Genomic DNA, 25218 nt, shown 5'->3' on the forward strand with positions numbered 1-25218 from the left:
TATTCGTTATACTAGTAGAAAGGGGGAAGAATAGAAAAGCAGTTTCAAATGAAAAATAGCAGCTGCGAGATTTGGGATAGAAAGGCTTTTTTGTTATTCTTTTTAAAGAAGTACAAATAAAGAGAGATGTTAGGAGAAGTTGTGGGGAGGTGAGATTATCAAACTGGATGAATACGAAAACATCTTGATTGGCTTTGCCCGAGAGATTGTTTTCTACCTGCAAAAGTCAGGAGCTTCTAAGGCCGAGGCAGAGGATGTGGTGCAGGATGTTTTTGTCAAAATGTTAGAGACTGATCTGGTCATCCCAGCAGAGAAGATGCGAGCTTGGATGTATCAGGTCTCCATCCGCCGCTACATCGATCGCTATAGGCGCGATCGGCATTATCTAGAAATTTTGCAAAAGGAATTTTTCAAACAAGACGTTATTCAACCATTTGAAAACGACCATTATGAGCTGTTAAGGTTGACAATAGAAGAGCTCCCAACTAAGGAAGCAATGCTTCTAGATCTTTATTATTTCCAAAATTTTACAGTAAAGGAAATCGCTCAAATTATGTCGTATTCTGTAAGTAAAGTGAAAGTACAACTCATGCGTAGCCGAATTAAGCTCCGCCATAAATTGGAAAAGAAAGGATATAAAAATGGAAACATTTGAAATTTTAGCAAAGAAAAGTAAAAGGAAACGACTTTGGAAGACAGTTGCCATCAGTAGTCTTGTCTCCTTAGCTTTATTGCTTTTACTAGGAAAGGGATTGATAGAATTAGCCTCGAGTAATGGTCGAAATTTGCAGAAAGAGTACGAAGTTATGTCGGAAATCGCCTATCCTAATGTTGACTATGACAGTCTTTACTACACTCAAAATTCTTTGTTTTCAGGAACCTTACATTCTGATCGTTTCAAGGATTTAGATGGAGTGAAGGTAGCTTATCCTTCCTATGAGGGAAACTATTCACTCATAGGTGCTTTTAGAGATCCGACTGCGGAAGGGACTTATTTGTCTCTCTCAGGAACCTATACGCGAACCCTGCGTCAAAAATATCCGGTCTTCTACAATATTAATGCTAAAGGAACAATAGATACAAAACGAATCCCTCAAGAACTTGCTTCTGTCAAAGAAATGCCGAATCAATTGGTGGAAGTAGCTTTGACTTTTGATAAAGCTTATACCTATAAGGAAATCCAGCAGATGATACCGAACAATCTCAAAATCAACTGGTACTGGATTGGCAGTCGGTCAGAAGATGTTGACAATACTGGGGCATTGCGCACTGATCCTAAGACGACTTACGGAGCTAACGCTAGTCTTCTCTTTACTTATGATTCAGATGTTAGAAAGAAGGCAAAAGAGGCTAAGAAAGAGCAGCAGACTTTCTTGGATTATCTGAAAAAGGCCGATAAAAATCTTTTCCCAAGTGTTAGTGGGTACAACACGTACAATGATGTGGAGTCCTATCTCAAGAAATTTGGTCAGCTAGATATTCGTGAAGCAGAAAATCGGGATCAATTGACTTTCTCCGGTGTCATCTTGACAGGAAAAGCAGAAAATTTCACTCAATTAGAAGGAAAAGAGTGGATTTATGCTTCGAGTATCGGTGCTTCCGTTCCCAATCAGCCTTACTATAAGCTCGATAAGGAATAATTGACAAAAAATGTGTAAAAGGCTTGCATTTTCAGTAAAATTTGATAGAATAGTAAGGAAAGTTAGACTGTATTGCCTACTGTCTATCTATAAAATATATTTTATTGGAGGCTTTTACTCAAATGGCAAAAGAAAAATACGATCGTAGTAAACCACACGTTAACATTGGTACTATCGGACACGTTGACCACGGTAAAACTACTTTGACAGCAGCTATCACAACTGTATTGGCACGTCGCTTGCCTTCATCAGTTAACCAACCAAAAGACTATGCGTCTATCGATGCTGCTCCAGAAGAACGCGAACGCGGTATCACTATCAACACTGCGCACGTTGAGTACGAAACTGAAAAACGTCACTACGCTCACATCGACGCTCCAGGACACGCGGACTACGTTAAAAACATGATCACTGGTGCCGCTCAAATGGACGGAGCTATCCTTGTAGTAGCTTCAACTGACGGACCAATGCCACAAACTCGTGAGCACATCCTTCTTTCACGTCAGGTTGGTGTTAAACACCTTATCGTCTTCATGAACAAGATCGACTTGGTTGATGACGAAGAATTGCTTGAATTGGTTGAAATGGAAATCCGTGACCTCTTGTCAGAATACGACTTCCCAGGTGACGATCTTCCAGTTATCCAAGGTTCAGCTCTTAAAGCTCTTGAAGGTGATACTAAGTACGAAGACATCATCATGGAATTGATGAACACTGTTGATGAGTACATCCCAGAACCAGAACGTGATACTGACAAACCTCTTCTTCTTCCAGTCGAAGACGTATTCTCAATCACTGGTCGTGGTACAGTTGCTTCAGGACGTATCGACCGTGGTACTGTTCGTGTCAACGATGAAATCGAAATCGTTGGTATCAAAGAAGAAATCCAAAAAGCAGTTGTTACTGGTGTTGAAATGTTCCGTAAACAGCTTGACGAAGGTCTTGCAGGGGACAACGTAGGTGTACTTCTTCGTGGTATCCAACGTGATGAAATCGAACGTGGTCAAGTTATCGCTAAACCAGGTTCAATCAACCCACACACTAAATTCAAGGGTGAAGTTTACATCCTTACTAAAGAAGAAGGTGGACGTCACACTCCATTCTTCAACAACTACCGTCCACAGTTCTACTTCCGTACAACTGACGTTACAGGTTCAATCGAACTTCCAGCAGGTACTGAAATGGTAATGCCTGGTGATAACGTAACTATCGACGTTGAGTTGATCCACCCAATCGCCGTTGAACAAGGTACTACTTTCTCTATCCGTGAAGGTGGACGTACTGTTGGTTCAGGTATGGTTACTGAAATCGAAGCTTAATTCGATTTCGTTCCCAGATAACAATTATAAAATCAGACACGAAAAGTCTCGCTTCGGCGGGGCTTTTTCTTTTATACAAAGCCTTTTTCTCGCAAACATGATATAATAATTCTATAATTTTGTTGTTGAAAAGAGACGGTATGAAATTACTTTATACGGATATCCGCAGTCCTTTGACGGCGCATTTGGCTAAGCAAGCTCAGGACTTAGCAGCGGCCGGCAAGCGGGTCTTTTATATAGCACCCAACTCGCTTTCTTTTGAAAAGGAGCGAGCAGTTTTGGAGGCATTAGAAAATCACGCTTCCTTTGCTATTACGGTGACACGTTTTGCTCAGATGGCTCGTTATTTTGTCCTTAATGATGTTCAAGATGGACAGCCCTTGGACGACATTGGTCTAGGTATGCTATTTTATCGGATTTTATCGGAAATGGATGACCGAGAACTAAAGGTTTATGGGCGGATTAAGAAGGATGCACAATTTATCCAGCAACTGCTAGACCTTTATCATGAGCTTCAGACAGCCCATATGACTTTTGCGGATTTGAACTATCTAGAAGAGCCAGAGAAGCGCGAGGATTTGCTCAAAATTTTCACGGCCTTTTCTGCTGCTCTTCAGGCAGGAAATTATGATGCGACCTCTAAACTCACGATTTTTGCTCAGCATATTCTAGCTGGAGATTTGGATGGGGAATTGGCTAATCTCGCGCTGGTTATTGACGGCTTTACCCGCTTCTCAGCAGAGGAGGAATATCTAGTAGATCTGCTGCATCGCAAGGGAGTGGAGATTGTCATTGGCGTTTATGCTAGTCAAAAAGCCTACCGGACAGCCTTTCGGGATGGCAATCTTTATCAGGCCAGCGTGGACTTTTTGCTCAAGCTGGCTCAAACTTATGAGGTCAAGCCAGAGTATTTAGCAGGAGGATCGGGTCAGGCCGATGATGCCTTTGGCAAGATTTCCAAAATTTTAGAGAGTCGCTATGACTTTTCTGAAACGCATGTGGAATTGACCGAAGATGACCGCTCTCACTTAGAGATTTGGTCGGTGCGCAATCAAAAAGAAGAACTGGAGTATGTGGCCAAGTCCATTCGTCAGCGGCTCCATGGTGGCGCTCGCTACAAGGATATCCGGCTGCTTTTGGGTGATGTGGAGGCTTACCAGCTCCAACTGAAGACCATTTTTGACCAGTATCAGATTCCCTTTTATCTGGGGCGGCCTGAGTCCATGGCTCAGCATCCTTTGGTCCAGTTTTTAGAGTCACTGGAACGGTTGAAACGCTATAATTTTCAGACAGAAGATTTACTCAATCTTTTAAAAACCGGCCTTTATGGTAGCTTGCGTCAGGAGGAGCTGGATAGTTTTGAACAGTACCTTCGCTTTGCGGAAATTAAAGGAGCAGCCAAGCTGGGGAGAGATTTCACCATTAACCGTCAGGGGAAATTTGACCTGAAGCGGCTCAATGTCATGCGTCGGAGTCTTATCACGCCTCTGTTAGAGTTTTTCAAATCTCGCAGTCAGACAGCGACTGGTCTCTTGACTAAATTTACCAACTTTATCAAAGAAGTTCGCTTGGATGCCAATCTGACTGGTCTGCTGGAAGATGCAAGCCAGCAAGAAGTAGAGCGTCAGGAGGAAGTCTGGAAGACCTTTTGCCATGTTCTAGAGCAACTTGCTCAGGTGTTTGACGGTAGCAAGCTGAAGATTGATGATTTTCTGGCTCTGATTCTGTCTGGCATGCTTCTGGCCAAGTACCGAGTTGTACCAGCGACAGTGGATGTGGTGACGGTTCAGTCTTACGATTTGATTGAACCCATGGCAACGCCTTATGTCTATGCTATCGGGTTGACTCAGGAACGCTTGCCTAAGTTAGCGCAAAATAAAAGCCTGCTCAGTGACGAGGAACGTCAGGCCTTAAATCAAGCGACTGGGGACGAGGCTGAGTTGCAGATATCCAGCAGTGAAAATCTCAAGAAAAATCGCTTTGCAGCGCTATCCTTGCTTAATTCAGCGACAGAAGATTTGGTCCTGTCTGCTCCTGTCTTGACCAATGAAGTAGAGGATGCCATGTCTTCCTATTTGACGGAGCTGGAAATAGCGCCTATCTCTCTACCCATCATCAGCAAGCAACCACAGGCTAGTAGCGACGATATTGGGACTTATCGGGCTCTGTTGGCGCGCGTGATTGACCTCTATCAGGAGGATATTGACCGCGAATGGACTCTGGAGGAGCAGACTTTTTGGGCGGTGGCAATTCGAGTCTTGCGTAAGAAGTTGGCAGCTGAAGGGATTTCTATTCCCCAGATCAGCAAGGAGTTGAAGACGGAGACTCTCAAGTCGGAAACCCTCCAAGCTCTGTATCCTTCAGAGCAGCCTTTGAGACTATCAGCTTCTGCCCTCAATGAATACTTTAAAAACCAGTATGCCTATTTTCTTAAGTATGTCCTGCGGCTACAGGAGGAGTGGACTATTCAGCCAGATGCGCGCAGCCACGGGATTTTCCTCCACCGAATCTTTGAAAAGGTTATGCAGGAGCACTTGGAGCAGGATTTCGACACTCGCTTGCAGCGGGCTATGGAGGAGACTAGCTGGGAGGCTGAATTTGAAACAGTCTATGGTGAAAATGGGGAGACCCAATTTGCCCGCCGTTTGCTATTGGATATGGCTCAGGCTACTGGTCGTATTTTAGCTCAGTCTGAGGGGTTAGAGACGATTGGTGAGGAGACTGACTTTGGTCGGGATGATCGGCCTTTCTTACTTTTGGACAATGGCAGAGCTCTTCAAGTTAGCGGCAAGGTGGACCGGATTGATCGTTTGACGGAGACGGGGAGTCTGGGAGTTGTGGATTACAAGTCGGGCGATACCAAATTCAGCTTTGAGAAGTTCTTTAATGGACTTAATTCTCAGTTGCCGACCTACCTAGCAGCTATCCGAGAAATGCCAGAATACCAGGAAGACAAGGGAATTTTCGGCGCTATGTACCTACAGATGACGGAGCCCCTAGCCAGCCTCAAGGACACCAAGGTACTGGACGAGGCAGTGAAACAGGTCATGAAAAGTCAGGTCTATAAGGGACTCTTTCTGGCTGACCAGGCCAAGGACTTGGGCCCTAACTATGAGAAAAGCAGGGTTAATTTGCTGACTAAGGAAGAATTGGAAGTGATTTTGGCTTATAATGCTTTCCTCTATCAGCAAGCTGCAGAAGGCATTTTAGCTGGTCGATTTGCCATCAATCCTTATACAGAAAATGGCCGTAGTATCGCCCCTTACGTGGACCAGTTCAAGGCCATTACAGGATTTGAAGCCAATCTCCATCTGGGGCAGGCTAGACAGCTGACCAAGTTAAACCTGGATCAATACGATAAACGACCGACAGGCGAAAAGCTGCGTCAAGCCTGGATAGAAAAAATCAAGGAGGAGTTGGATAAATGAGACGGATTCCCTTTTTAAACGAGCAGGATATCCTAGTCAAGCAGGCTGAGGAAGCTGCCTCTGACAAGCCACAAAAGCGTACACCAGAGCAGATCCAAGCTATCTACTCCTCAGGGCAGAATATTCTCGTTTCGGCTTCGGCTGGATCGGGTAAGACCTATGTTATGGTTCAACGGATCATTGACCAGATTCTCAGAGGTGTGGAGGTTAGCCAACTCTTCATCTCCACCTTTACTGTCAAGGCAGCAGGTGAGCTCAAGGAACGGCTGGAGAAGGAGCTGAGTCTGGTACTCAAGGAGACTTCAGTTCAGGAACTCCGCCAGCATCTGGCTCAGCAGTTGGCTGAGATTGCCAATGCAGATATTGGCACCATGGACGCTTTTACCCAGAAAGTAGTCAATAAGTACGGCTATTTGCTGGGGCTGGCACCGCATTTTCGGATTTTACAATCGGCCAGTGAGCAGCTCATTCTGCAAAATGAAGTCTTTGACCAACTTTTCGATATCTACTATGAGAGTGACCGACAGGAATTATTCAGTCGCTTGGTCAAAAATTTCACTAGTAAGCGAAAGGACATTTCTGGTTTCCGCCAGCAGATTTATAGTGTTTATAGTTTTCTCCAGTCTACCAGCAATCCGCGAAAATGGTTGGAAGAGACCTTTCTTCTAGGCTATGAAACCAGTGATTTTGAAGCAGAGCGGGAGCGAATTCTCTCTGAGGCTAGGCAGTCTTTACTGGATTTGGAAGATTTTTTCCAGAGCCATCTGGCTCATGAAGGTCAAGCCTTTGCTGGGGCTAAGTATCAAGAAAATGTTCAGGCAGCCTTGGATATCTTGGCTGAGCTGACAGAGCAGACCGAACCGGAGCAGTTGCTAGACCTGGTTCAGCGCTTTTTAGAATTGGCCAAGACCTCTAACCATCAGGCTTTTACTGCCCGAGTTGGTAAGAATGCAGACGAGCTCAAAAAAGATCTGGCCCAAGCCTATAATGATGCCCGTAAGCCCTTGATAGAGCGAATTAAAGAGCTGGATGTCCGCCTCTACCATCTGAATTTTATAGAGCAGCATCAGGCGAAAGCTCTTCCCCTACTGGATCTGTTGCGCGATTTTGTCCGAGATTTCTCGCAAGCTTATTTGGAGCGCAAGGTAGCAGAAAATGCCTTTGAATTTGGTGACATCAGCCATTTTGCTATTGAAATTTTAGAAAATTACCCAGAAGTGCGGCGTTATTATCAGGATAAGTACCATGAGGTCATGGTCGATGAGTATCAAGACACCAACCATACTCAGGAGCGAATGCTGGAATTGCTGGCTCGAGGAAATAATCGGTTTATGGTGGGCGATATTAAGCAGTCCATCTATCGATTCCGCCAGGCCGATCCGCAGATTTTTAATGATAAATTTAAACTCTATCAGGCCGATCCTAGTCAGGGCAAGCTGATTATCCTCAAGGAAAATTTCCGCAGTCACATCGAGGTACTGGAAGCCACTAATGATGTCTTTAAACGGCTTATGGACGAGGAAGTCGGTGAGATTGACTACAATGAGACCCACTATTTGGTGGCGGGAAATCCAGCCAAACGGGAGCCTAATCCAGCCAATCAGGCGGAGTTCCTGATTTATGATGGTAGCGCCGAAGAGGATTCTGACCAAGGCCTACCTAGTATCTCAGCTGGTGAAGTCGCCTTGGTAATCAAGGAAATTATCCGCCTCCATAATCAAGAAGGAGTGGATTTCAAGGATATTACCTTGCTGACAGCTTCGCGGACCCGTAATGATCTGATTTTGGCAGAGTTTGACCGGCATCATATCCCGATTGTGCCTGATGATGGCGAGACCAATTACCTCCAGTCGGTAGAGGTTATGGTGATGCTGGATACCCTGCGGACCATTAACAATCCTCTCAATGACTATGCCCTGACCGCTCTCCTAAAGTCTCCAATGTTTGACTTTGATGAGGATGAATTGGCTCGGCTAGCCTTGCAAGCCTCCAGTACCAAGTCTATGGAAAATCTCTACGAAAAGCTGAGGAATGCTCTGGCTGATCAAGGTCTGGAACCTCAGCTCATCCATGATGAATTGCGCAAGAAACTGCAGCACTTCCAGGAAACGCTGAATGACTGGCGCAGCTATTCCAAGACCCATTCTCTCTATGACTTAATCTGGAAGATTTATCAGGATCGTTTTTACTACGATATGGTTGGGGCTCTGCCCAACGGTGAGCAGCGTCAGGCCAATCTCTATGCCCTGTCCTTGCGGGCCAACGACTATGAAAAGTCGAGTTTCAAGGGCCTGTCCCGCTTTATCAGCATGATTGACCGAATTTTGAAAAATGAGCACGATTTGGCCAGTGTCCCCCTGGCTGCTCCGAAAAATGCTGTCCAGCTAATGACCATCCATAAGAGTAAGGGGCTGGAGTTTAAGTATGTCTTCCTGCTCAATATGGACAAGGCCTTCAATCGTCAGGATAGCAGCTCTGCTATTATCCTTAGCCGACAAAAAGGCATCGGAATCAAATATGTAGCCGATGTGGCCGTTGAGGCTCAGGATCCTCATGCGCCCAAGCAGATCCGTATTTCCATGGAGACCCTACCTTATCAGCAGAATGCCGAAGAACTTAAGCTGGCGAGCCTGTCTGAGCAGATGCGCCTGCTCTATGTGGCCATGACGCGGGCTGAAACCAAGCTCTATCTGGTCGGAAAGGGCAAGCAAGCTAAGCTCCAAGAGCGCAAGTGGGGGACTAGCCAAAATGGTCGTTTATCTAGCAGTCTTCGAAGCCAGCTGACCAATTTTCAGGATTGGCTCTATGCTATTCAGTCAGTGTTTGAAAAGGAAAATCTAGCTTATCAAACCCGCTTTGTAACTGATCAGGAGCTGACGGATGAGCAGATTGGGGTAGTGAAGCAGGCTGATCCTATTCCAGTAGATGATTTGACGGGCAACCGTCAGTCAGAAGATATCCGCCGAGCTCTGGATATCTTGGAGAATGTAGACCGGCTCAACAGTCTCTATCAAGCGGCTATTGAATTGCCTAGTGTCCGTACACCCAGTCAAATCAAGAAGTTCTATGAACCAGTTATGGACTCAGAAGGGCTGGACATTATGGATGCACCTCGAAGTTATCAGACTCAGCTGACTTTTGATTTGCCTGATTTTGGTAAGAAGAAGCAAGTCACGGGAGCTCAAATCGGTTCTGCTGTCCATGAGCTCATGCAAAGGATTCCGCTGGATCAGCCTGTTACTAAGACTAGCATTCGCCAAGCCTTGGCTCAGGTTCAGGCAGATGCGGCAGTCAAGAAAGAGATTGATTTGGCTAAGATTGAAGCCTTTTTCGCTACAGAACTAGGTCAGCTAATCCAGCATCAGGCCAATCATCTCCATCGGGAAGCCCCTTTTGCCATGCTCAAGCAGGATCCGGCTAGCGGTCAAGACTTTGTCGTTCGGGGAATCTTAGACGGCTACCTGCTCTTTGATGATCGCATCGTCCTCTTTGACTATAAGACTGACCGCTATCATGAGCCAACAGAGTTGGTGGAGCGCTACCGAGCTCAGCTGGACCTCTATGCCGAAGCCCTCAGTCGTTCCTATGGTCTTAGCCAAGTAGACAAGTATTTGATTCTACTGGGAGGAGCTGAGTTGCAGGTGGTCAAGGTGGACTAGTTTGATTGGAAACTGAATAGAGTTCCAGCAAGAATGGATATTGCTACAGGAAATGCTTGTGGGAAGGATGAGTGCATTATTTAACTACCAATTTTCCCTTGGCGTTTCCTTTTTTTGCTTCTTTTGGGTATAATAGAAGATATGAAAGTATTACTATATCTAGAAGGAAAGTCTGTTTTAGAAAAATCAGGTATCGGCCGCGCCTTGCAACATCAGATGCATGCACTGGACCTAGCAGGAATTCCTTATACAACAGATGTTTTAGGAGATTATGATGTCGTGCACATCAACACTTACGGACCTCGTAGTTTGCTTCTTCTTCACGCGGCTAAGCGGGGAGGCAAAAAAGTGATCATGCACGGACATTCGACCAAAGAAGACTTTGAAAATTCTTTTATTGGATCCAATCTTTTTGCGCCCTTATTTGGCAAATATCTAGCGCACATGTATAAAATGGCGGACTTTATCATTACTCCGTCTGAGTATTCAAAAAAATTGATTGAATCCTACGGTGTGACGACGCCCATTATGGCTGTCTCAAACGGTATTGACCTGTCGAAATACAAGAAAGATGAACGCAAGGAAGCAGTCTTTAAAAAACATTTTCAGATTGCAGATGGGCAGAAAGTCGTAATTTGTGCAGGCCTTTATTTCAGACGAAAAGGAATCGAAGACTTTGTCGAAGTGGCTCGCAGAATGCCAGATGTCCGCTTTATCTGGCTGGGTTCCATCAATCTCTGGCTTGTTCCTCGTAAGATTCGAGATCTTGTCCTCCATAATCATCCAGAAAACGTGGAATTTCCGGGTTATTTCAAAGGCGCAGTCTTCCAAGGAGCCATGTCAGGCAGTGACGCCTTCTTTTTTCCGTCTTATGAAGAGACAGAAGGGATTGTGGTCCTAGAAGCGTTAGCCAGCGGGCAACACGTGGTCCTGCGTGATATTCCTGTTTATAATGGCTGGATTGATGAAGAGTCGGCGGAGCTTTGTCATAATGTAGATGAGTTTGTCGAATCGCTTCGTAAGGTTCTTGACGGAAAAGTGGATAAACGTGAGGCAGGTTATCGTGTTGCGGAGAGCCGCTCTATCGATGACGTCGCACTTCAGTTAGTCAAGGCTTACCAAACAGTTTTGGAGATGTGATATGCGGATTGGTCTTTTTACAGATACCTATTTTCCTCAGGTTTCCGGGGTGGCGACGAGCATTCGCACCCTCAAGACTGAGCTAGAGAAACTAGGTCACAAAGTCTTTATTTTTACTACGACGGATAAGGATGTCAACCGCTATGAGGATTGGCAGATTATCCGTATTCCCAGCGTGCCTTTCTTCGCTTTTAAGGATCGGCGCGTAGCTTATCGTGGTTTTTCCAATGCCTTAGAAATTGCCCGCCAGTACCAGCTCGATATCATCCATACCCAGACAGAGTTTTCGCTGGGGCTCTTGGGCATCTGGATTGCCAAGGAACTACGGATTCCAGTGGTTCACACCTACCATACCCAGTATGAGGATTATGTGCACTATCTTGCCAAGGGCATGGTGATTCGCCCAAGTATGGTCAAGTACATCGTGCGTGGCTTTATGAGCGATTTGGATGGTGTCATTTGTCCATCTGAGATTGTCTATGATCTATTGGTCGGCTACAAAATCAAGGCGGAAAAACGGGTTATTCCGACAGGAATCGACTTGGCCAAGTTTGACCGCCCAGAACTCTCACGGGAAGACATCAAGAAACTACGCTTTAAGCTGGGAATAGCAGAAGATGAAGTCATGTTGCTCAGTCTATCCAGAATTTCCTACGAGAAAAATATCCAGGCGATTGTTGAAGCTCTGCCAATGGTTTTGGAAGAAAATGCCAAGGTGAAGTTGGTCATTGTCGGAGATGGACCCTATGCTGAGGACTTAAAAGCCTTGGTAGCCCAGCTTCATATTGAGGATTCAGTCATTTTTACAGGGATGATTGCGCCGAGTGATACGGCCCTCTACTATAAGGCGGCAGATTTCTTTATTTCGGCCTCAACCAGTGAGACGCAGGGGCTGACTTATCTGGAAAGTCTAGCCAGCGGTACCCCCATCATCGCCCATGGCAATCCTTATCTGGATAATGTAATCAGCGATAAAACCTTTGGCACTCTTTATTATGAGAGCCGGGATTTGGCAGGAGCTATTTTGGAGGCCATTTTGGCAACACCAGATATGGACGAGAAAAAGCTAGCCGATAAATTATACGAGATTTCAGCTGAGAATTTTGGTCGTCGTATCTATGAATTCTATTTGGATTTGACCATTAGTAAGGATTTTCATAATGATCTCAATCCAGAAGAAACGATGGCCAAACGCTTGGCCAAGACCATTGTCTATTTGCCGGGAAAAATCATGTCACTGCCGGTAAACAGCTCAACTAGAATGATAAAAGCATCTAAGAAGCAGATAAAGAATATTCGGAAATATTGGGAATAAACTTTCTCATAAGGCCTAATGAACGGAGGTGCTCTTATGAAAGTCCATAAAAAAGAAATTTTCTTTTTGCTCCCCCTTTTCTTTTTCTATTTTGTCTTTTATATACTGTTACGATATTTGCCTATGGATTCCATCTTAAGTAAGGGGCTAGTAGTTGGAAATGTTCTCATCTACTCTCCTCTGGCGACCCTGTTGGTGTCCTTGCTCTATGCAGCTTTTTATGGGTTTTCTCTGCGCTTTTCTTTCTTGGTTGCTCTCTTATTTTTCCTGACTATTTTCACCTTTGGGGAGTGGATTCCTCTTTATCATACCGCCTATTTCCTATGCTTACTAGCTGGAAATGGTTTAGGACACTTGATTTATCTATTTAGTAGGAAAAATAGCAGAGCTGGAAACCAATAAAAGTTCTTGCAAATTTTTCCAATCGTGCTATAATAATTTTTAGAGACATATCACCTGCAGGAAATCTTTTAGAGAGCGCGTGGAGCTGGAAATCGCGTAGAGGATGCAGTTGGGACTACTCTACTGACTTTTATGAAAACATAAAACGGTGGCTACGTTAGAGCCAATCAGAGGTGTAAGTCTTTTTGACTTGCATAAATGAAGGTGGAACCACGTTGCGACGTCCTTTCGAGGATGTCGTTTTTTGTATGGAGAATAGTTACGACAAAGTTAAAATGAAATTTAGCTAAGAGCTGAATGAGGTGATAGATTTGAAGAAATATTTATCTTGGATGATGACTTGTACCTTCCTATTAGTCTATGTTTGGCTAATGAAAACTCTTAGCCTATGGGGAACGGAAAATATTGTCGTCTTTTCATTTTTTCTACTCATTCCTCTCTTGCCATTTCTTGCCCCCTTTCTTGGTATCTTAATGTTTTTCAACAACAAGAAACTCATTATAACAGGATATCTTTTAAGTTTGACAGCTGCTATCTATTTGGTCAATGCAATCAAAAGTTATCCGATAAGAATATACATGAGAGGTGAGATGACTCAGGAGGAATATCTGTCTCTTATTCTTTCCTTGGTAGGCTATTTATTTATTTCTACGCTTTTCTTTATTTTTAGAATGAAAAAGCTAAAATGAAATTGATTGTTATCATTCTTTGTTGATAGCTGGTTTCCCAGTTCTTCAAAACTCAGTTATAAAAATATGATAAAATTTTAAGGAGAAAACCATGATTAAGATTACTTTCCCAGATGGCGCTGTTCGTGAATTCGAATCTGGCGTGACTACTTTTGAAATTGCCCAATCTATCAGCAATTCCCTAGCTAAAAAAGCTCTCGCTGGTAAATTCAACGGCAAACTCATCGACACGACTCGTGCTATCACTGAAGATGGAAGCATCGAAATCGTGACACCTGATCATGAAGATGCTTTGGACATCTTGCGTCACTCAGCAGCCCACTTGTTTGCGCAAGCAGCTCGTCGCCTTTTCCCAGACATTCACTTGGGAGTTGGTCCAGCTATCGAAGATGGCTTCTACTACGATACGGACAACACAGCTGGTCAAATCTCTAATGAAGACCTGCCTCGTATCGAAGAAGAAATGCAAAAGATTGTCAAAGAAAACTTCCCGTCCATTCGTGAGGAAGTGACCAAGGATGAGGCGCGTGAAATTTTCAAAAACGATCCGTATAAGTTAGAATTGATTGAAGAGCACTCGGAAGATGAGGGTGGTTTGACCATCTACCGTCAGGGCGAATATGTAGACCTCTGCCGTGGTCCACACGTCCCTTCAACAGGTCGAATCCAAATCTTCCACCTTCTCCATGTAGCTGGTGCTTACTGGCGTGGGAATAGCGATAACGCCATGATGCAACGGATCTACGGTACAGCTTGGTTTGACAAGAAAGACTTGAAGAACTACCTTCAAATGCGTGAAGAAGCCAAAGAACGTGACCACCGTAAACTTGGTAAAGAGCTTGACCTCTTCATGATTTCTCAAGAAGTTGGACAAGGTTTGCCATTCTGGTTGCCAAATGGTGCGACGATCCGTCGTGAATTGGAACGCTACATTGTCGATAAGGAAATAGCTGCAGGCTACCAACACGTTTACACTCCACCACTTGCCTCAGTGGAACTTTACAAGACTTCTGGTCACTGGGATCACTACCGTGAAGATATGTTCCCAACCATGGACATGGGAGATGGTGAAGAATTTGTCCTTCGTCCAATGAACTGCCCACACCACATTCAGGTCTACAAACACCATGTTCACTCTTACCGTGAATTGCCAATCCGTATCGCCGAGATCGGAATGATGCACCGCTATGAGAAATCAGGTGCCTTGACTGGTCTTCAACGTGTACGTGAAATGTCTCTTAACGACGGTCACCTCTTCGTTACTCCTGAACAAATCCAAGAAGAATTCCAACGCGCCCTTCAGTTGATTATCGATGTTTATGAAGACTTCAACTTGACTGAGTACCGCTTCCGTCTCTCTCTTCGTGACCCTCAAGATACTCACAAGTACTTTGATAACGATGAGATGTGGGAAAATGCCCAAACCATGCTTCGTGCAGCACTTGATGAAATGGGTGTGGACTACTTTGAAGCCGAAGGTGAAGCAGCCTTCTACGGACCAAAATTGGATATCCAGGTTAAAACTGCCCTTGGTAAAGAAGAAACACTTTCAACTATCCAGCTTGACTTCTTGCTTCCAGAGCGCTTTGACCTCAAGTATATTGGAGCTGATGGTGAAGAACATCGTCCAGTTATGATTCACCGTGGTGTTATCTCAACCATGGAACGCTTCACAGCTATCTTGATTGAAAACTACAAGGGTGCCTTCCCAACATGGCTTGCACCACACCAAGTAACCCTCATCCCAGTTTCTAACGAAAAACACGTGGACTACGCATGGGAAGTGGCTAAGAAACTCCGTGACCGCGGTGTCCGTGCTGATGTGGATGAGCGCAATGAAAAAATGCAGTTCAAGATCCGTGCTTCTCAAACCAGCAAAATTCCTTACCAATTGATCATTGGGGACAAGGAAATGGAAGACGGAACGGTCAATGTCCGTCGCTACGGTCAAAAAGAAACACAAACTGTCTCAGTCGATGATTTTATTCAAGCTATCCTAGCTGATATCGCCAACAAATCACGCGTGGCTAAAGAAGATTAAAATAAGAAAGGCAAATTCGATTGAGGGAGCTCCTCAATAGGCTTTGCCTTTTCATTTTTTACAATTTTGTTAAACGTAATCCTCTCTCATCCCTGTGTTTTGTCTAATCCCATGAAAAATGATATAATAGAACAAAAGGACAGGGGAGAGAGATGTTAAAGAGAGATTTACTGAGAAATATTATTATTGTGACGGTATTTATTGCCATTCTGGTGGGCTTGCGTTTGTTTGTCTATACACCTTATCGTATCACCAAGCAAGATTCCAATTCTTTTTTAGCGGAAAATGATTTGGTCTTGGCGGATAAGACAGCCAAGCTTGCTCGTGGGGAATTTGCTCTCTATGAGGTCGATGGAAAAGAATATGTCGGCCGTGTCATTGCTATGGAAAATGACAAGGTGACCTATATGGATAACTTGCTGTATCTGAACGATCAGGTGCAATCAGAGCAATATATCGAAAAGATGCGAGAGAAATATCTGGCTTCGGCTGCCAGCACGGGCTATTATACCCACGATTTTTCTGTTGTTGACTTAAAAGGAGCGACTTCTGATACCATCCCTAAAAATTCTTATTTAATCTTAAATGATCGGCGAGAAAATACGAAAGATAGCCGTGAGTTTGGTCTGATCAAAAAAGAGCAGATTAAGGGAAGTGTAGAATTTCGCGTGTCTCCCTTAAACAAATTTGGTTTTATTGAAACGAAGTAGCAAAAAACTAGGCTGGAAATTCCAACCTAGTTTTCTTTTTGAGATGTTTTAAGACTTTCTTTGGTTTTCTTAAGCTCTTTTTTCAGCGAGAAGTTTTTAGACATGCTGATGAGAAAGGTTGTAATAGAGCCTAGGAGGACAGAGACCAAAATCAAAATGATTAAGGGAAGTTTAAAACTGAAGAGGATAAAGCTAACATTGACGCTCTGCATATTTGCCAAGGAAATGCTGGCAACCAATAGGATGGTAATCAATAGCAGGATATAGTGTAATTTTTCTTTCATAATGATTCTCCTAATTATTCAAATTCAGCCTTGCTCTTGATATCGCCATATTCTTCTTGAGTTTCTTGAGCTAGGATATCTTCATAAGCTGCTAATTCAATGTTAGAGCCATACTTGTTTTTCAGAGCAGTAGTCACGAGACGGTAGGCCAGATTCGCATTGCGGGACAAGATAGGGCCATGGAAGTAGGAGCCGAAGACATTTTTATAATGAACGCCTTCATTGCCGTCTTCTTGGTTATTTCCATTTCCATAGACGACCTTGCCTAGCGGTTTTTCATCGTCAGAGAGAAAGGTCCGGCCTTGGTGGTTTTCAAAACCATAGTAGGTCTCGTTAAATTCTTCGTTATGAATCTTAATGTCACCAATATAGCGATTCTTGACTTGGTTGAGAGTGTAGTGTCCCATGATGCCCAGTCCTTCGATTCGACGTCCAGACGCTTCGATATAGTATTGGCCTAGAAGTTGAAAACCGCCGCAGATAGCGAGCACAACGCCGTTGTCATTGATGAAATTTTCCAAAGCTTCCTTTTTAGCTGGCAGGTCACGAGCCACGATCGTTTGCTCATAGTCTTGACCTCCGCCAAAGAAGACGATGTCGTAGCTATCCTTATCAAAGTCATCTTCTAAAGAAACGATATCAACCTCAACCCTAGCGCCTAGCTTTTCAGCTACATACTTGAGCATGAGGACATTGCCATTGTCGCCATAGGTGTTCATAAGGTCGCCGTAGAGATGAGCGATTTTTAAGTCATAGTTATAATCCTGGTTTTCAGGAGAAACGAGGGATCTATAAACCATTAGTTCATCTCCTTTCTGATTACTTGTCGTTCTGCTAGCAACTCGCGGAATTCCAGCATGGCGGTATAAGTAGCTAGGATATAGGCGTGTTTGGTTTCTTGCTCCTCAATCAACTTAAAGGCTGCTTCCAAATCTTTGACTTCGGTAATCTGATCTGCTGGATAGCCCGTCACGCGCAGTCGACGAGCAATCTCTGAGTGGCGGACTCCGCCTGCAATGACCTGAGGAATATTCATTTCTAGAATTTTCTCAAAATCAGCATCCCAGATCCAGCTAGTATCAATACCGTCTGCATAGTTGGCATTGAGCAGGATAGATAGGCTAAAATCAAAAGGTGCCAGCTCAATCATTTCCAAGGCTTGGGTGGCTCCGACCGGATTTTTGATCAAGACCAAGGTACATTCCTTATCGCCGATTTTGAAAGTTTCCTGACGGCCAAAGACAGCCCGGCTCTTGTCAAAGCCAGCCTTGATGGTAGCCGGCTCAACTCCGAAGAACTGAGCAACTGACACAGCGGCCAAGGCATTGTAGATATTGTAGAGACCACCGATATTAATCTGATAGTCTTGACCATCAATGGTAAAGGCAGAGCGATTATGCTCAAGTGCTTTGAGAGCGGTCAGGCTGTAGTCTAGCTTAGGACGCTTGAAGCCGCAGTCCTCACAGATGTAAGCTCCGAGATTGGCATAAGTATTGAGCTCGTACTTGAGGATATGCTCGCACTTAGGACAGAGGATACCCTCGGTATTGTAGTGTGCTAGCTTAGGTTGGCTTTTCTCCGTGTCAAATCCATAATAGCGGACAGGATTTTTCAGGCTGACCGAGTTAAAGAGGGGGCTGTCGCCATTCATCAGTACAGTCGCTTCAGGTACTTTAGCTGCAGCATCCAAGATCATCTGGTAGGTCGTGTAGATCTCACCATAGCGGTCCATTTGGTCACGGAAAATGTTGGTAAAGACGAAGAGGCTAGGCTTGATATAATCACAAATCCGAGACAGGCTGGCTTCATCGATTTCCAGCACAGCGATATGTTTGCCAGATTTCCCTTTTTTAGCTGTCAGGAAGGTTGTGGTAATCCCGGTAATCATATTGGCGCCGCTGGGATTGGTTACCACTTCGCCAAAAGCTTCCTTGAGAATGCCCACAGTCAAAGCTGTAGTCAGAGTTTTTCCGTTGGTTCCGGTAATAACCACAACTTCGTAGTTCTTGGCCAAGTTTTGCAGAATGTTTTTGTCAAATGTGAGGGCAACTTTCCCTGGTAGAGTCGAGCCGCGTCCCATTTTGCTGAGGACAAAGTGGGAGGACTTGCCTGCTAGGAGGCCCAATGCTGTATTTATCTTCATAAGAAATATTTTATCATAAAAAAGTAAAGAAGGTTACAGAAAAATATCCTTAAAAGTGATATAATGGTTGAGAACTGTTTGTTTTTGACTGGGAGGACCACTATGCAATGAACTTTCAACAATTAACCAATCTCCAATACTGGGCTAATGTATTCAGTAATCCTTGGAATATTTTAATCAACATTATTGATATTGCTCTGGTTACATGGATTTTATATCATTTTACTAAAGCAATTGCCGGGACCAAAATTATGATTCTGGTTCGGGGAGTGCTCTTCTTCATCTTGGCACAGTTTTTAGCGAATATCATTGGTTTGACGACCATTTCATGGTTGATCAATCAGGTTATTACCTACGGGGTCATTGCGGCGGTGGTGATTTTCTCGCCTGAGATTCGGACTGGTCTCGAAAAGCTGGGTAGAGCGACCGAGATTTTTTCTGCTGCTCCAGTCAGCAGTGAGGAAAAATTGATTCAAGCCTTTGTTAAGGCAGTAGCTTACATGAGTCCGCGTAAGATCGGTGCCTTGGTGGCTATTCAGGGCACTCGAACGTTGCAGGAATACATTGCAACGGGAATCCCACTGGATGCGGATATCTCTGGGGAACTGTTGATCAATATTTTCATTCCTAATACACCTCTGCATGATGGGGCAGTTATTATCAAAGATAATAAGATCGCTGCCTCTTGTGCCTATTTGCCGCTTACAGAAAGCACAGGTATTTCCAAGGAATTTGGGACTCGGCACCGGGCTGCGATTGGCCTTTCAGAAGTTTCAGATGCCTTTACTTTTGTCGTGTCTGAGGAGACAGGCGGTATTTCTACGACACATAATGGAGTCTTCAAGCATGACTTGAGTTTGAGCGAGTTCGAATCACAACTGCGGGAAGTTCTCTTATCAGACAAGCATGAGAAAATGAGCCTAAAGAATCGTATTCTAGGAGGATGGAAGAATGAAACAAAGTAAAAAAATTCTCTATATTATCTCCTCCTTATTTTTTGCTTTGGTTTTGTTTATTTATGCGACGTCTAGTAGTTTTCAAAATAGTATCAGCATTCGCCAAGTGACCTCGGAAACTTATAGTAATACGATTCCTAATGTCCCGATTGACATCAAGTACGATAGTGAGCGGTACTTTATTAGCGGCTTTACCTCCGAAGCTAGTGTTGTTTTAACAGGTTCTAATAGAGTGGCTTTAAGTAGCGAAATGCAGGAGAGTACACGGAAGTTCCATGTGGTAGCGGATTTATCCAATGCATCAGAAGGAACAGTCGAAGTGCAGCTGAAAGTCGAAAATCTACCTAGCGGCCTGTCTGCTACGGTTAATCCGCAAAAAATTTCAGTCAAGATAGGTAAAAAAGCAAGCAAGAAAGTGCCAGTGAAGTATCTCATCACAGGCAGTCAGGTTGCAGAAGATATCTCTATCACAAATGTGAGCTTGGAGCACGAAGAAGTGACAGTGACAAGCGATGAAGAAACTTTGGAAAAAGTTAATCATGTTGCAGCAGTTTTACCAAGCAATGTCACTATTTCAGGAAATTATAGTGGGGCAGCTTCCTTGCAGGCCATGGATGCCAATGGGAATGTTTTGCCAAGTGTTGTGACACCGTTTGAAACAACGATGAAAGTTACGACCAAAAACACACATTCGAATTCGTCAAGCTCCAAATCGAGCTCAAGTTCGAATTCATCTAGTAAATAAATGCAAGATTTGAAAGGAAAATTTTAAAAATGGGTAAATATTTTGGAACCGATGGTGTTCGTGGAGAAGCTAATGTGGAATTAACGCCGGAATTGGCCTTTAAACTGGGCCGTTTTGGCGGATATGTTCTGAGCCAACACGAAAGTGAAGTTCCTCGGGTATTTGTTGGCCGTGATACACGTATTTCGGGAGAAATGCTGGAGAGTGCCTTGATTGCAGGTCTGCTTTCTGTCGGGATTCACGTCTACAAACTTGGTGTGATTGCTACTCCAGGTGTTGCTTACTTGGTTAAATCCGAAAAAGCTAGCGCGGGTGTCATGATTTCGGCTAGCCACAATCCTGCTCTTGATAACGGCATCAAATTCTTTGGTGGCGATGGTTATAAACTGGATGATGAGCGCGAACTTGAAATCGAAGTTTTGCTGGACGCAGTAGAAGATACCCTTCCACGTCCAAGTGCAGAGGGCTTAGGAAAAGTCGTGGACTATCCTGAAGGCCTGCGTAAGTACCAACAATATCTTGTTTCAACAGGTTTAGATCTTGAAGGAATGCACGTTGCCCTTGATACAGCAAATGGCGCTGCTTCAACCAGCGCCCGTCAAATTTTTGCTGATTTGGGTGCCCAGCTGACTGTTATCGGAGAAAATCCAGATGGCCTCAACATTAACTTAAATGTAGGCTCTACTCATCCAGAAGGCTTACAAGAAACAGTCCGTGAGTCAGGTGCGGCAATTGGTCTCGCTTTTGATGGCGATAGTGACCGTTTGATTGCCGTTGATGAAAATGGCGATATTGTAGATGGTGACAAGATTATGTACATCATCGGCAAGTATCTTTCTGAAAAAGGCCAATTGGCTCAAAATACAATTGTGACCACCGTTATGTCCAACCTTGGTTTCCACAAAGCCTTGGAGCGCGAAGGCATCAATAAAGTAGTGACTGCTGTTGGGGATCGCTATGTGGTAGAAGAAATGCGCAAGAACGGTTATAATCTAGGCGGTGAGCAATCTGGACATGTCATTATCATGGATTATAATACCACTGGTGATGGTCAATTGTCAGCGGTACAATTAACCAAAGTGATGAAAGAAACTGGCAAGAGCTTGTCTGAACTTGCGGCAGAAGTGACCATTTACCCACAAAAATTGGTTAATATTCGTGTCGAAAATGCCATGAAAGATAAGGCAATGGAAGTACCAGCCATCAGAGCCATTATTGAAAAAATGGAAACTGAAATGGCAGGAAACGGCCGTATCCTTGTCCGCCCAAGTGGGACAGAACCGCTTCTGCGTGTCATGGCTGAAGCGCCAACTCACGAAGAAGTGGACTACTATGTGGACACAATTGCGGATGTCGTCCGTGCTGAAATTGGTATCGAATAAAAGTCAAAAGATTGGAGAAGTCTCCTATTTGGAGTGAGTTCTTCAATCTTTTTAAATTATTTCCATAAATATCCTTTAGAATTCTTTGGCTAATAGAGCAAAATCTCTCTTTTTCTTTTTCATCTCGTAAATATTTGAAAAAGTATGCTAATCGTGTTAAAATATAGGAAGTAATCTTGGAATTGAGGTAATAAAGTGGCTTTTGGAGATAACGGACAACGTAAAAAAACTGGATTTGAAAAATTGACAATGCTGGTCGTGGTAATCATGTTACTTGTAACGATTGGTGCAATTTTTGCACAAGCTATCGGCGTAATCTTCTAATCCTAAACGCTGCAAGGCGTTTTTTTAGAGTAAAAAAGAAGCGAGAATTTATATGAGTATGTTTTTAGATACAGCCAAGATTCAGGTCAAGGCTGGCAAGGGCGGCGATGGCATGGTAGCCTTTCGCCGAGAAAAATATGTACCCAATGGCGGACCTTGGGGCGGCGATGGCGGTCGTGGTGGTGATGTTATTTTTGTCGTGGACGAAGGACTGCGTACCCTGATGGATTTCCGTTACAACCGTCATTTCAAGGCTCAATCAGGCGAAAAAGGAATGACTAAGGGAATGCATGGTCGAGGAGCGGAGGATTTGATTGTCCGTGTACCACAGGGGACGACTGTGCGTGATGCTGAAACTGGCAAGGTCATTACGGATTTGATTGAACACGGTCAACGATTCATCGTGGCGCATGGTGGTCGTGGCGGTCGTGGCAATATTCGCTTTGCTACACCTAAAAATCCAGCTCCGGAAATTTCTGAAAATGGGGAGCCCGGTCAGGAAAGAGAATTACTGCTGGAGCTAAAAGTGCTGGCTGATGTTGGTTTGGTTGGTTTTCCTTCAGTTGGTAAGTCAACCCTTCTAAGTGTGATTACATCAGCTAAGCCGAAAATCGGAGCCTATCACTTTACCACGATTGTTCCTAATCTGGGCATGGTTCGGACTCAGTCTGGGGAATCTTTTGCCGTAGCTGATCTGCCAGGGTTGATCGAAGGAGCCAGTCAGGGAATAGGTCTAGGTACCCAGTTTCTTCGACATATTGAGCGGACACGGGTCATTTTGCACGTTATTGATATGTCTGCCAGTGAGGGTCGCGATCCTTATGAAGATTACCTTGCGATCAATAAAGAGCTAGAATCCTATAATTTGCGCTTGATGGAACGGCCGCAGATCATTGTAGCCAACAAGATGGATATGCCTGATAGCGCAGAAAACTTGGAAGAATTCAAGAAAAAACTGGCTGCCAATTATGACGAATTTGAAGAGTTGCCGCAGATTTTCCCTATTTCTAGTCTGACCAAGCAGGGGCTTGCCACGCTCTTGGATGCGACGGCTGAGTTGCTGGATAAGACACCTGAGTTTCTACTTTATGAAGAATCCGATATGGAAGACGAAGCTTATTATGGCTTTGATGAAGAAGCGCCAGCCTTCGAAATCTCCCGTGATGATGATGCTACATGGGTACTTTCAGGTGATAAACTAGAAAAACTCTTTACAATGACTAACTTTGACCGTGATGAGTCCATCATGAAATTCTCCCGTCAGTTGCGCGGTATGGGAGTTGACGAGGCGCTTCGTGCGCGTGGTGCCAAGGACGGAGATTTGGTGCGCATCGGTAAGTTTGAGTTTGAATTTGTTGACTAAGGAGATATGTAATGGGTGATAAACCAATATCTTTCCGAGACGAAAATGGCAACTTTGTCTCAGCAGCAGATGTTTGGAATGCAAAAAAGCTGGAAGAACTCTTCAACCGCCTGAATCCAAATCGCAAACTTCGCCTTGAGCGAGAAAAATTGAAAGAAGATCAATAGTTGAAACCAATCCTTTGAGATGAAGGAATGAGTGACAGTAGTCATGCTGCCTCATTCCAGATTTCAAAGGATTTTTTATTGGAAAAAAACAAAAAAACCAAATCCGATTTCTCGGAAATGGCTTTGTATCAACATTCTTTTTAATGTCAATACGGTTCTTATTTGAGACCGTATTTTTTGTTGAAACGATCCACACGTCCATCTGCTTGAGTGAACTTTTGACGTCCAGTGTAGAATGGGTGTGAGTCTGATGAAATTTCGACACGGATCAATGGGTAAGTTTCACCTTCGAATTCAACAGTTTCGTTTGAACGTTTAGTTGAACCGCTAAGGAACTTGTAGCCAGTAGTAGTGTCCATAAATACAACTTGACGGTATTCTGGGTGAATGTCTTTTCTCATTTTAAAAAAATCCTTTCTGCCATGGACTCTTTGCGAGCCATAGATTAGTTACTTTGATAGTTTATCAAATTCTAAATGATTTGACAAGTCTTTTGGATGATTTTCTTACTTTTTTGCACTTTCTTTTAATTTTTGATAAATTAAGTCCACTTCATCTTTGGAATAAGCATTGGCACCGCTGGCAAGTGGGTGACCACCTCCATCATGTTGCTTGGCAATTTCATTGATTGGAGTAAATTTACTGCGCATCCGCACGCGATAATGGCCGTCAGGCTGTTCGACAAAGATGGCCCACATCTGGACATCTTCAATTCGTCCGGGGGCAGCTACAATAGCTGAAGTATCAGCATCTGTCAGATGATTTTCTTTCAATAACTGCTGAGATAGGATAACGCGCGCAGCACCATTCTCATCAATTTCTAGATTATCGTAAACGTAACCTTGCAGTTTGGCAACCTGATGGGTGATGGAGTCCATTTTTCGAGAAAGCTCTGAAAAATTAAAAGCGTATTGGCGAAGTTTTCCAGCCATCTCAAATGTGCGCGCAGTAGTCGCTGGATAGAGGAAGCGTCCTGTATCCCCAACAATGCCAGCATAGAGAAGTTTAGCGATATAGTCATTTACTTCTAAGTGATTTTCGAAGGCAAAAAGAGCGATAATTTCGCTCGTGCTACTGGCATCTGTATCAACCAGCAGCAAATCTCCGTAGGCATCATCGTTGGGATGATGGTCGATTTTAATCAAAAAGTCGCCTGTACTGTAGCGCTGATCATCAATGCGGGGAGTGTTGGCTGTATCGCACACGATTACCAAGGCCTGCTCATAGTCCGCATTTGTCACCTCATCCATCTTTGCTAGCCAAGTAAGACTAGGCTCGTCGTAACCTGTGACTTTGATGGATTTTTCAGGAAAGTTGAGCTGGAGAAGTTTTTGTAAGCCGACTTGACTACCAATCGCATCGGGATCAGGGCGCATGTGGCGGTGGATGATAATTTTATCGTATTCTTTCATTTTTTTCAGAATTTTACTATAGATACTCATTATGAACCTCTTAAACTTTCTCTAGTTATTGTAGCACAAGAATTTTTATTTTTAAAATAAAAAAGATGT

Annotated in this window: 22 protein-coding genes; 17 read left to right on the plus strand and 5 right to left on the minus strand. The window is 43.9% G+C overall.

The genetic code is table 11. From position 1 onward, the window contains the following. The first annotated feature begins 184 nt into the window (after positions 1-184). From A0765_RS07710 to lepB, 11 genes are all read left to right on the plus strand, one after another. Positions 185-655, plus strand: a complete 471-nt coding sequence (locus tag A0765_RS07710; protein WP_179856155.1) for an RNA polymerase sigma factor — start codon at positions 185-187, stop codon at positions 653-655. Beyond that, the gene (locus tag A0765_RS07715; RefSeq protein ID WP_062005787.1) at positions 642-1640 is read left to right on the plus strand and encodes an anti sigma factor C-terminal domain-containing protein; all 999 of its coding nucleotides are present in this window, start codon (positions 642-644) and stop codon (positions 1638-1640) included. The genes A0765_RS07710 and A0765_RS07715 overlap by 14 nt, the downstream gene beginning before the upstream one ends. Before the next feature lie 122 nt (positions 1641-1762). Next, on the plus strand, positions 1763-2959 hold the full coding sequence (gene tuf / locus A0765_RS07720) for an elongation factor Tu (RefSeq protein ID WP_005590656.1): 1197 nt from the start codon (positions 1763-1765) through the stop codon (positions 2957-2959). A 140-nt stretch (positions 2960-3099) separates the two neighbouring features. Next, positions 3100-6387 (plus strand): ATP-dependent nuclease subunit B, encoded by a 3288-nt coding sequence (gene rexB / locus A0765_RS07725; protein WP_062005789.1) that lies wholly within the window; start codon positions 3100-3102, stop codon positions 6385-6387. Then, on the plus strand, positions 6384-10046 hold the full coding sequence (gene addA / locus A0765_RS07730; RefSeq protein ID WP_062005791.1) for a helicase-exonuclease AddAB subunit AddA: 3663 nt from the start codon (positions 6384-6386) through the stop codon (positions 10044-10046). The genes rexB and addA overlap by 4 nt, the downstream gene beginning before the upstream one ends. A gap of 141 nt (positions 10047-10187) precedes the next feature. Continuing rightward, positions 10188-11186: an LTA glycolipid anchor biosynthesis glycosyltransferase, IagA/BgsA family gene (locus tag A0765_RS07735; RefSeq protein ID WP_062005793.1), complete on the plus strand. Its 999-nt coding sequence runs from the start codon at positions 10188-10190 to the stop codon at positions 11184-11186. A 1-nt stretch (position 11187) separates the two neighbouring features. Continuing rightward, complete coding sequence (locus A0765_RS07740) at positions 11188-12501, plus strand: glycosyltransferase family 4 protein (RefSeq protein ID WP_048763671.1); 1314 nt, start codon at positions 11188-11190, stop codon at positions 12499-12501. Between the two features lie 36 nt (positions 12502-12537). Beyond that, positions 12538-12903 (plus strand): hypothetical protein, encoded by a 366-nt coding sequence (locus A0765_RS07745; protein WP_062005795.1) that lies wholly within the window; start codon positions 12538-12540, stop codon positions 12901-12903. A gap of 332 nt (positions 12904-13235) precedes the next feature. Continuing rightward, positions 13236-13592: a hypothetical protein gene (locus A0765_RS07750; RefSeq protein ID WP_048763674.1), complete on the plus strand. Its 357-nt coding sequence runs from the start codon at positions 13236-13238 to the stop codon at positions 13590-13592. Between the two features lie 91 nt (positions 13593-13683). Continuing rightward, positions 13684-15633 (plus strand): threonine--tRNA ligase, encoded by a 1950-nt coding sequence (gene thrS, locus A0765_RS07755; RefSeq protein WP_062005797.1) that lies wholly within the window; start codon positions 13684-13686, stop codon positions 15631-15633. 152 nt (positions 15634-15785) lie between these two features. Then, entirely contained in the window at positions 15786-16343 is a 558-nt protein-coding gene (gene lepB / locus A0765_RS07760; RefSeq protein WP_062005800.1) for a signal peptidase I, read from the plus strand. Positions 16344-16369: 26 nt separating this feature from the next. Here the strand turns inward: lepB and A0765_RS07765 are convergent, their stop codons facing one another. Genes A0765_RS07765 through murT form a run of 3 tightly spaced genes read right to left on the minus strand, consistent with a single transcriptional unit; the run spans position 16370 to position 18770 of the window. Next, positions 16370-16627 carry a LapA family protein gene (locus tag A0765_RS07765; protein ID WP_045499381.1) on the minus strand — a complete coding sequence of 86 codons (258 nt, stop codon included), beginning with the start codon at positions 16625-16627 and terminating at the stop codon, positions 16370-16372. Positions 16628-16641: 14 nt separating this feature from the next. Beyond that, entirely contained in the window at positions 16642-17427 is a 786-nt protein-coding gene (gene gatD, locus A0765_RS07770) for a lipid II isoglutaminyl synthase subunit GatD (protein WP_062005802.1), read from the minus strand. Further along, positions 17427-18770 carry a lipid II isoglutaminyl synthase subunit MurT gene (gene murT / locus A0765_RS07775; protein ID WP_062005804.1) on the minus strand — a complete coding sequence of 448 codons (1344 nt, stop codon included), beginning with the start codon at positions 18768-18770 and terminating at the stop codon, positions 17427-17429. The genes gatD and murT overlap by 1 nt, the downstream gene beginning before the upstream one ends. 107 nt (positions 18771-18877) lie before the next feature. Between murT and cdaA the strand changes: the two genes are divergently transcribed. The 6 genes from cdaA (at position 18878) to A0765_RS10315 (ending at position 23707) form a co-directional block, all read left to right on the plus strand. After that, the gene (gene cdaA, locus A0765_RS07780; protein WP_062005806.1) at positions 18878-19735 is read left to right on the plus strand and encodes a diadenylate cyclase CdaA; all 858 of its coding nucleotides are present in this window, start codon (positions 18878-18880) and stop codon (positions 19733-19735) included. After that, positions 19722-20471 (plus strand): CdaR family protein, encoded by a 750-nt coding sequence (locus tag A0765_RS07785; RefSeq protein ID WP_062005808.1) that lies wholly within the window; start codon positions 19722-19724, stop codon positions 20469-20471. The genes cdaA and A0765_RS07785 overlap by 14 nt, the downstream gene beginning before the upstream one ends. A 29-nt stretch (positions 20472-20500) precedes the next feature. Beyond that, a complete protein-coding gene (glmM, locus tag A0765_RS07790) occupies positions 20501-21853 on the plus strand; it encodes a phosphoglucosamine mutase (RefSeq protein WP_062005810.1) in 1353 nt (450 codons plus the stop codon). A 195-nt stretch (positions 21854-22048) separates the two neighbouring features. After that, positions 22049-22177: a DUF4044 domain-containing protein gene (locus A0765_RS09825; RefSeq protein ID WP_065426516.1), complete on the plus strand. Its 129-nt coding sequence runs from the start codon at positions 22049-22051 to the stop codon at positions 22175-22177. Between the two features lie 52 nt (positions 22178-22229). After that, positions 22230-23540 (plus strand): GTPase ObgE, encoded by a 1311-nt coding sequence (gene obgE / locus A0765_RS07795; RefSeq protein WP_142325655.1) that lies wholly within the window; start codon positions 22230-22232, stop codon positions 23538-23540. 11 nt (positions 23541-23551) lie between these two features. Beyond that, complete coding sequence (locus A0765_RS10315; RefSeq protein ID WP_125387654.1) at positions 23552-23707, plus strand: hypothetical protein; 156 nt, start codon at positions 23552-23554, stop codon at positions 23705-23707. A gap of 158 nt (positions 23708-23865) precedes the next feature. Here the strand turns inward: A0765_RS10315 and A0765_RS07800 are convergent, their stop codons facing one another. Then, on the minus strand, positions 23866-24108 hold the full coding sequence (locus A0765_RS07800) for a type B 50S ribosomal protein L31 (RefSeq protein ID WP_048763695.1): 243 nt from the start codon (positions 24106-24108) through the stop codon (positions 23866-23868). 105 nt (positions 24109-24213) lie between these two features. Continuing rightward, on the minus strand, positions 24214-25149 hold the full coding sequence (locus A0765_RS07805) for a DHH family phosphoesterase (RefSeq protein ID WP_062005812.1): 936 nt from the start codon (positions 25147-25149) through the stop codon (positions 24214-24216). Positions 25150-25218 lie beyond the last annotated feature (69 nt).

This window comes from Streptococcus cristatus, from assembly GCF_001588905.1.
Lineage (GTDB): Bacteria > Bacillota > Bacilli > Lactobacillales > Streptococcaceae > Streptococcus > Streptococcus cristatus_N.